This window comes from Streptomyces sp. NPDC048473 (genome assembly GCF_043200155.1).
Lineage (GTDB): Bacteria > Actinomycetota > Actinomycetes > Streptomycetales > Streptomycetaceae > Streptomyces.
On the sequence record NZ_JBICXE010000034.1, the window covers coordinates 1 to 7,728 of the forward strand.

General features: G+C 68.4%; 5 protein-coding genes and 4 pseudogenes. 3 read left to right on the forward strand and 6 right to left on the reverse strand.

Features of this window, described 5'->3' with window-relative positions; genetic code table 11:
• The 3 genes and pseudogenes from ACGFU7_RS36040 to ACGFU7_RS36050 form a co-directional block, all read right to left on the reverse strand.
• A pseudogene (locus ACGFU7_RS36040) lies at window positions 1-194 on the reverse strand (hypothetical protein); the annotation flags it as partial.
• Window positions 195-703: 509 nt separating this feature from the next.
• On the reverse strand, window positions 704-2,593 hold the full coding sequence (gene nhaA, locus ACGFU7_RS36045; protein ID WP_393701676.1) for a Na+/H+ antiporter NhaA: 1,890 nt from the start codon (window positions 2,591-2,593) through the stop codon (window positions 704-706).
• Window positions 2,594-2,719: 126 nt separating this feature from the next.
• Window positions 2,720-3,145, reverse strand: a complete 426-nt coding sequence (locus tag ACGFU7_RS36050) for a VOC family protein (protein ID WP_393701678.1) — start codon at window positions 3,143-3,145, stop codon at window positions 2,720-2,722.
• A gap of 137 nt (window positions 3,146-3,282) precedes the next feature.
• On the opposite strand from ACGFU7_RS36050, the pseudogene ACGFU7_RS36055 reads away from it, so the two are divergent.
• Window positions 3,283-4,022: pseudogene (locus ACGFU7_RS36055) on the forward strand (class I SAM-dependent methyltransferase).
• A 351-nt stretch (window positions 4,023-4,373) separates the two neighbouring features.
• On the opposite strand, the gene ACGFU7_RS36060 reads toward ACGFU7_RS36055, so the two are convergent.
• Window positions 4,374-4,733 (reverse strand): UBP-type zinc finger domain-containing protein, encoded by a 360-nt coding sequence (locus ACGFU7_RS36060; protein ID WP_393701679.1) that lies wholly within the window; start codon window positions 4,731-4,733, stop codon window positions 4,374-4,376.
• Between the two features lie 129 nt (window positions 4,734-4,862).
• Window positions 4,863-5,078, reverse strand: a pseudogene (locus ACGFU7_RS36065) (hypothetical protein); the annotation flags it as partial.
• 66 nt (window positions 5,079-5,144) lie between these two features.
• Here ACGFU7_RS36065 and ACGFU7_RS36070 point away from each other — a divergent pair.
• Window positions 5,145-5,863: pseudogene (locus tag ACGFU7_RS36070) on the forward strand (IS6 family transposase).
• A gap of 195 nt (window positions 5,864-6,058) precedes the next feature.
• Here ACGFU7_RS36070 and ACGFU7_RS36075 read toward each other — a convergent pair.
• The gene (locus ACGFU7_RS36075; protein WP_393701680.1) at window positions 6,059-6,886 is read right to left on the reverse strand and encodes an NAD(P)H-binding protein; all 828 of its coding nucleotides are present in this window, start codon (window positions 6,884-6,886) and stop codon (window positions 6,059-6,061) included.
• Window positions 6,887-6,956: 70 nt separating this feature from the next.
• On the opposite strand from ACGFU7_RS36075, the gene ACGFU7_RS36080 reads away from it, so the two are divergent.
• Window positions 6,957-7,397, forward strand: coding sequence for a winged helix-turn-helix transcriptional regulator (locus ACGFU7_RS36080; RefSeq protein ID WP_393701682.1), 441 nt, complete (start codon window positions 6,957-6,959; stop codon window positions 7,395-7,397).
• Window positions 7,398-7,728: the final 331 nt, after the last annotated feature.

Consider the following 7,728-nt stretch of genomic DNA (forward strand, 5'->3'; position numbering starts at 1 on the left):
CGGTACATGGCTCGGGCGACGGCCAGACGGCTGCGGACGTTCGCCCACTGGACCGCCTGGGCCTCGGCGAGCGCGGAGGAGCGGGTCAGGGCGCGCCCGCCTGCGTAGTAGCGCACGCCTTGCTCACCCACCCAGGCGACGGCGGCGCCGTCGTCCTCGGGCTTCGGGTCAGCGACGGGGCGCGGCGTGGGCACACGACCAGCGGCAGCGGTTCCGGCGCGGCGACCGGTGCCACGGCTTCGGCGCGGGCCTGCGGGACGGCTGCCTGGCGCTCGGCACGCTCGGCCTCCAGTTGCTCCCGGCGCCGCGCCTCGACCCAGGATGGCCCGCCGCCTCGGCCTCTTCCTGGCCTCCGTGCCGCGGTTCCCCCTCCCGCCACACGTCGATATCGGTGCAGGCGATGCCGCGAGCGGCACACCACAGGCGGGCCGACCCGCCGCCGCGACGGCGGCGGGCCTGCCTTGGTGGACAACCAGACCCAGCCGATTGAGAGGCATCACCTCTCACCGTGGACCGCCCCGGCCCGCCGCGCAGATCGCAACGGATCGTCCCGACAGACGGGTGGTCGAACGCAACTTCTGCCTGGCTTCAGGCTTCGAACGCCTCCGCACCCGCTGGGAACGCAGAGCCGACAGCCGCGAAGCCTTCCTCGAGTCCGGCTGCTGCAGGAACGCCGTGCTGCCACCGGTGCCGTCCGGCAGATCTACCGCCTCAGTCCTGCGCGCGCACGGGCTGTTCGCACTGCGGCGGACAATGCGTCGATGTCGTAGGCGCCGCGGTGCAGCAGGCCGTTGATGAAGAAGGTGGGAGTTCCAGACACCCCGCTCAGATCGGCCGACTCCATGTGCTTGGCGACCCGGCCGGCCCCCGCGTGGGTGCGCAAACTGCGATGGAAGCGCTTGGCGTCCAGGCCCAGTTCGTCCGCGTAGCGCTTCAGGTCGGACGCCTGGAGCGCGCCTTGGTGCTCCAGGAGCCGGTCGTGCATCTGCCAGAAGGCTCCCTGCTCCGCCGCGGCCTCGGCCGCCTCGGCGGCGAGTTGCGCGCTGGGATGGACGTCGGTGAGCGGCAGATGCCGCCACACGTAGCGCAGATCACCGAAGTCGGCGAGAAGGTCGCGGACCACGGGTTCGGCCTGGCCGCAGTAGGGGCATTCGAAATCGGCGTACTCCACCAGTGTCACCGGGGCGTTCATCGGGCCCCGGACGTGGTCACGAGCGGGGTCGACCGGGACCGCGAGATCGATCACCCTCTCGGCGGTGCCGAGCAGTGCCCGTGCACGCCTGTGCGGCGACAGGAGCCTGATCGCCGTCGCCACGGCGCAGGTTGCGAGGAAGGAACAGATCACCGCGCTCAGGATGCCCAGCTTCGCCTCTTCGAGCCGGTCTCCCTCGAAGGCAAGCGTGGAGATCAGCAAGGCCACGGTGAACCCGACCCCGGCGATCGTGCCGCCCCCGGCCAGGGCGCCCCAACCGACCGGAGGTCTCAGCCGACTGCGGCTCAGCCGGGCAAGCAGCCAGGAGGCACCGGTGATACCCACCGGCTTGCCGACCAGATAGCCGAGCAGGATGCCCAGAGTGACCGGGGACGTTGCCGCCCGCGACAGCAGTCCTGCGTCGATGGTGATGCCGGCATTGGCGAGGGCGAAGAGCGGCACGATCACATAACTCGTCCACGGGTGGTACACCTGCTGCAGCCGCTCGTTGAGCGACACCGCCGAGGCCAGTCCCTGGCGTGCCGAACGCTCCAGTTCGGGTGTGGGCTGCTCCCGGAACGAGATGAACAGATCGCTTGCGCGTTCCAGGTCGCTGCGCGCCGCCGGGTAGGCGTAGGTCAGCAGCCCCATGGCCAGGCCCACGACCACCGGATCGACACCGGACTTGAGCAGGGCGCCCCAGGTCGCGACCCCCATCAGCAGGTACGTCAATCCGCGGCGCACGCCCGCCGCCCTGACCAGCAGGATCAAGCCGAACAGAGCCACGGCCGCCAGGAGGGCGGGCACGGTGATGTGCTCGCTGTAGACGAGGGCGATGACGACCAGGGCCAGCAGGTCGTCGACCACGGTCACGGTGAGGATGAACGTGCGCAGCGCGTCGGGGAACCGTCGTCCCAGGATCGCCAGCATGCCCAGGGCGAATGCGGTGTCCGTGGACATGGCCGCACCCCATCCGTGGGCCGAGGCACCGCCCGCGTTGAAAGCGAGGTAGACGCCGACGGGGACGATCATGCCGGCGAGTCCTGCGGCCAGTGGCAGCATGACCCGCTGCCGCTCCCGCAGCTCGCCCGTGTCGAACTCCCGGCGCGCCTCCAGCCCGATGACGAAGAAGAAGAACGTCATCAGGCCGCTGTTCACCCACTCGCGCAGGTCCAGCGACACCCCTGCCGATCCCAGGGTCACCGACAGATGCGTCTGCCAGAAGGATGCGTACCCCACGGGAGCCGCGTTCGCCCACACCAGCGCCGTCACGGTGGCGGCCAGCAGCACCGCCGCGCTGCCGGACTCGGTCGCGAGGAACGCGCGCAGCGGTGTCCGGGTCCCCGGGTCACGCGTGCTCTGCTCCTGGAAGGGAGGAGGGGAGGAGGGGGCTTGTGTCACGGGGCCATCATCGCGTGTCGTGTGCTTGTTGGGGTGCAACGGCCCACCAGGGGCCGCACGGCACTCGACCGCTTAATGTGCCGACCGGACGGCCCGTTCATGCCAGGCGTCGGCCAGGTTCTCTCCTCAGACGACCGGCTCGCCGATGCCGAGCATGTTCCCCTCGCTGTCACAGAACCAGGCGCCGCGTTCACCCCGTGCACCCTTGCTGGGGTAGTTCCCTTCGATCTCGGCGATCCTGTGCCGCGTTCGAAATCCGGGTACGTCGACCTCTTCGAACACCACACCGCGCCGTTTGAGCTCCGCGACGACTGTCTCGATGTCGTCCACCACCCACGCCATCTGAGTGAAGGTACCGGGAGAGGCACCCGTCGATCGGAACAGTACGAACTCCGCGCCTCCGCAGCGATACAGCAGCCCACCGGGCCGTTCGTCGACGGGCTCCAGACCGAGCTGCTCGGAGTAGAAACGCCGCGCACGGTCCAGGTCCTGGGCCGGAAGCCTGGTCGCCACGTGTCCCCGGGCCAACATGCTCCTGTCATCCGTGTTCATGTCTCCACTGTGCCGTAAGCGATGGCCGGAGCGGCGGAGGCAGCCGACGCGTGCCACGGACGGTGGCCAATCAAATCCATTGGTTGGCGGCAAAACTGAGGGGCCGTTCGGAGTTGGCTCCGCATACCTTCGGCCGTATGGCTGACGAGTGCTTCGGGCATCCACGGCTCGCCGCGATCTATGACTCGCTCGACCCTGGTCGCAGCGATCTCGATGCGTACGTCCGGATGACGGAGGAGTTCGGGGCGCGTCGAGTGCTGGATATTGGCTGCGGGACAGGTGTGTTCGCACTCCTGCTGGCTGATCGCGGCATCGAGGTCGTCGGCGTCGATCCCGCCGGGGCGTCCATCGGTGTGGCCCGGGGCAAGCCGGGCATCGAGCAGGTGCGCTGGATCTGCGGTGACGCGACAGCCCTCCCGCCACTGCGGGTCGGCCTCGCCACGATGACAGCGAACGTCGCCCAGGCCATCACCGATTCACAGGCGTGGCAGCAGACCCTGCGGGGGCCTACGAAGCACTGCGCCCCGGCGGTCATCTGGTGTTCGAGATACGGGATCCGGCCAGGCGCGCCTGGGAGGAGTGGAAGCCTGAGACCTCATACAGCGTGACGGAGATCCCGGGCGTCGGCGCAGTCGAGAGCTGGGTCCAGCTGATCGAGGTGAGCGGGCAGCTGGTGACATTCCGCTCGACCTATGTGTTCGCCGCGGACGGGCAGGTGCCGACCTCGGATTCGACGTTGCGTTTCCGTGAGCGGCATGAGGTCGAAGCGGAGCTGGTCGCGCAGGGTTACGTGGTGGAGGACGTCCGCGACACTCCCGACCGTGCGGGCCGGGAGTTCGTCTTCCTCGCACGACGTCCGAGGGGCAGCCAGGTCTGAGGTCGAGTGCGGTGCCGGCGAGGGAACCCCCCTTGCTGTCACCGCCGTCCCCGACGGCACTCTCCTGACCGCCGACGACCGCCTCGGCGCCCCGCCCGCCGGACCCGAACGGCGAGGTCGCCCCGGAGTAGCCGGGCTCACCGTCCTGACCAGGCCAGCAGTTTGTCCGCCGGCCATGAGGTGATGACCCGTTCCGCCGGCACACCGGTGCCGTCATCGCGTCGGCGGGAGCGATGCCCCCGCTGTACGGGGCGGGATGACGGACCCACTTCTGCGCTTCCGCTCCACTGGTCCCGCTGATCGTGAATGACGAGCACGAGTGACGATCACGCGGCGCCGATCCGTGCAAGCTCAGCGCAGCTGCGCCTCCCAGTCCGCCGGAACCATCCCCTGCGGACCCGGGGTCGGCTGAGTCGCCGGGTGCGAGGCGGGTGCGAGCAGCTCCGGCCCGTCGTAGTACTCCTCGGTCTCGACATTCCACATCCAGCTCTCCCCCGGCTCGAAGCTGGCCAGGAACGGATGTCCCGCGTCGCGGGCATGCTTCGTTCCGTGCTGCCCGGGTGAGGAATCGCAGCATCCGATGTGTCCGCAGGCGGCGCAGCGACGCAGGTGGAACCACCACCCCGGTCCGTCGCCCGCCATACAGTCCGCACACCCTGTGCCACTGGGAGCCGCGGTGGGATCGATACCTGGAATCCGGTCAGGTGCCATGGGACGTGCCTCCGTGATCAAGCGTGAGCACACGGACCTCAAAGGTCTTGGCTCGACGCGCTGAGGCCTTCCGTTTCCCCTTCTGCATCGTAAGGCCGGGTGGGACGGTGCGCCTGTGTCGGTCGTCCCTCACCTCGCCGGGCCCGACAGCTCCGTCTCCCAGCTGCCGATCAGCCGCCGCCGGAGTGCGGCAAGTCGGGGATGCCGTTCATGCATTTCAGCCGAGTGGTGGTCGAGTTCGTGACCGAGCCGTTCGGCGCGCTTATCGATGTCCAGCTCATCCAGAATGCGATCGGCCTCGGCGAGCAGGGCACCGTGGAGACCGTGGAGTTGCCACTCTCTGGGGGCACTGTCACGTTGACGGAGCGGGTGGGATGATCTTCTGGTTGAGCGTGCCGGAGGAGGTTGTCCGTGGGGAACGAGTCGCCGTCGTACAAGGGGCACCGCTACCCGGTCGAGGTCATCTCCCACTGTGTGTGGCTGTACTTCCGGTTCCCGCTCAGCTTCCGTGAGGTGGAGGAGCTGATGCTCCAGCGTGGTGTGACCGTCTCCCACGAGACCGTTCGCCGCTGGTGTACCAAGTTCGGCCAGGACTACGCCGACGGACTGCGCCGCCGACGGCCCCGGCCCGGGGGCAAATGGCATCTGGACGAGGTCTTCATCAAGATCAACGGCGAGCGGAAGTACCTGTGGCGGGCCGTCGACCAGGACGGCAACGTGCTCGACATCCTCGTCCAGGGGAGGCGGGACAAGGCCGCGGCCAGGCGCTTCTTCCGTAGACTGATGAAGAAGACGGGTGCGGTGCCCCGGGTGGTCGTCACCGACAAGTTCCGCTCCTACGGCGCGGCCCACCGTGAGGTCATGCCCTCGGTGGAACACCGCTCCACAAAGGTCTGAACAACCGGGCCGAGAACTCCCACCAGCCCACCCGCCAGCGTGAGCGGGCCATGAAGGGCTTCCGCTCCGCCGGCGGAGCACAACGCTTCCTGTCCGCGTTCAGCGGCATCTCACTCCACTTCCGACCCCGCCGCCACCTCATGGCCGCACCCGACTACCGCGCCGAAATGACCGCCCGCTTCACCATCCGGGGGCAGATCACCGGCGCCACCGGCCTGCCCGCAACGGCCTGAACTCCCAGCCGGAACCCGACCGCACCACGCCCTGTCACGCCGCCAGACACCCACCCAACAACGTGACAGTGCCGGACAAAGAAATCAACGACCCCACGTCCACGCCGCACAGGTTAAAGATCAAGCTAGGCGGACCGGACACACGACCACACCCGCACCAGCCCAAGCGCTGGAAGCGGCTCTCGAATCAGCTGTCTACGACGCCAGCTGTGCTGCAGTGACCGAAGTCGTGTACACCTCCAGCGCTGACTGGGGCTTTCGCCCGAGCAACTCGCCCAGCATGTTGTGCTCAATGCCCTTACCGTCCAGGAAGCCGGCTGCGATCGCCGAGTACGTCCCGACCAGCATCGGCACCTGGAGTGGCGTGGCTTCCCTGGCCGCGGTGATCGCTTCCCGGGTGCGGGCGAGCGAGTCGGGCTCGTATGAGCTGCCGACCGCGGCCGCCAGCTCCGCACCGCCCAGGGCTTCCTCTCCGACAAGCTCGTACGTGCGTCCCGCGTGCTTGTGCGGGGCAATCACCGCGCGAGCCGCCACCTCTGCGAGATCCTCGCGGGCAACGGCGGCAAGGCGCCCCTCGCCCAGCGGCGCGGCGATCGTCCCGTCGGGGCCCGGAGCGGCGATGGCGGCGAGGAACTCGGCGTACAGGCCATTGCGCAGGATGGTCCACGCCAAGGGACTCTGCTGAAGCCTGCGCTCGGTCCAGCGATGGGCGAGTGCGTAGGCCAGGTGGTCTCCGTCACCGCTCAGGCTGGTGTAGACGACGTGCTGCACGCCCGCCTTCTCGGCTGCGGATATGGCCGCGTCGTGGCGGGCGATGACAACGTCGTCCTCGCCGTACCCGGCTGAAATCAGCAGCAGTGTGTCCACGCCGGTGAAGTCGAGCGATGCCGGGGCATCGAAGTCGACGGGACGCTCGGCAGCGGAACGGGGTGTGCGGGTGCCGAGCGCCACGTCGTCGCGTACCGCCAGCTTCTTGGCGACGAGTTGCCCGAGCGCGCCGGAGGCGCCGGTGACCAGAATCATGGGAAAGCCCTTCTGAACTGTGTGGTTCCATCCTCAGGAGAAAAGCTCAATCGCATAAGGAGGCACTTTCATGTCAGCAGGGCACACCGCAGTAACCACCCCGACGACTGCCGCGGCGGCTACCGAGCCCGTAATCACCTGCGAGACGCCGCAGGACGAATGCGGCGTTCGGGACGTGCTAGACCGGTTGGGCGATAAATGGTCCGTCTACGTTGTGGTCGAACTCGCTTCCGGCCTCCGCCGTTTCAAGGAGCTCCAACGTGCCATTCCCAATGGGATATCGCAGCGCATGCTCACGCTCACTGTCCGGCGTCTGGAACGCGACGGCCTGGTGAAACGCACCGTGTATCCCACCATTCCTCCCCAGGTCGAGTACGAACTGACGGAGACGGGACACAGCCTGACCCACCTCATCAAGTCCCTCGCCGACTGGTCGATCGGGCATCGCCCGGCCATCGCCGCCTCCCGCGAGGCTTGGGACGCGGCCAATCCAGACTCAGACGTTCGCTGACCGCTCGGGCCCAACCGCGGTTGCGTCGGCGCGTGCCGTCGGCCGAGCACTGGTGCCACCAGGGTTTGACCAATCGGGCGCACAACTCCCAGCACGCGCCAGGCAACGCGAACGCGGCATGAAGGGCTTCCGTTCTGCCAGCTCAGGGGGATGCCCTTGCAAGATCACCGCCGTTTGCGGCTGGTGACGATCCTGCTCGCTTCCGTTGCGGGTCGGTTGTGATTCTCGTTGGTCGTGTAGCGGTCGTGCTCTTCCGTCTGCGGCCGCGGGGTGGGGTGTGGGGTGTCGATGCGGGCGCGGTGGCCGCAGGTGCCGGAAGCGACCGGGCGGG

Coding starts and splice junctions, on each gene's coding strand:
- ACGFU7_RS36050 (WP_393701678.1), bottom strand. CDS start 3,145: ATGAACACGGATGACAGGAGCATGTTGGCCCGGGGACACGTGGCGACC.
- ACGFU7_RS36060 (WP_393701679.1), bottom strand. CDS start 4,733: ATGGCACCTGACCGGATTCCAGGTATCGATCCCACCGCGGCTCCCAGT.
- ACGFU7_RS36075 (WP_393701680.1), bottom strand. CDS start 6,886: ATGATTCTGGTCACCGGCGCCTCCGGCGCGCTCGGGCAACTCGTCGCC.
- ACGFU7_RS36080 (WP_393701682.1), top strand. CDS start 6,957: ATGTCAGCAGGGCACACCGCAGTAACCACCCCGACGACTGCCGCGGCG.